The 230-nt window shown below is 48.3% G+C and carries 1 protein-coding gene; it reads left to right on the top strand.

The features are described 5' to 3' along the window. Positions 1-28 precede the first annotated feature (28 nt). A partial coding sequence (locus F0L46_RS26720; RefSeq protein ID WP_210247711.1) for a hypothetical protein occupies positions 29-230 on the top strand: 202 nt, incomplete at its 3' end.

The raw sequence follows: 230 nt of genomic DNA, 5'->3' as shown, positions 1-230 counted from the left end.
GCCTGTGATAACTCGTGATCATATAAAAATGAAATTCTTCATGATTTTCGTCCTCGCTCTGCTGGCTATGGCCAACGCTCAAGGAAACGGCTACGAACCTATTGACAACCGCCCGTACATCGTTAATCCTCCCAAAGATTACAACCCTAATGGAAACGGCTACGAACCTATCGACAACGGTGCATATTACGTGGACCCTCCCCAAGGCCGACCTTACTTCAAGCCTACCC

The organism is Salinarimonas soli (assembly GCF_008386575.1).
Taxonomy (GTDB): domain Bacteria; phylum Pseudomonadota; class Alphaproteobacteria; order Rhizobiales; family Beijerinckiaceae; genus Salinarimonas_A; species Salinarimonas_A soli.
The sequence above is the reverse complement of the archived record's forward strand: the minus strand, read 5'-3'. Positions and strand labels throughout refer to the sequence as shown.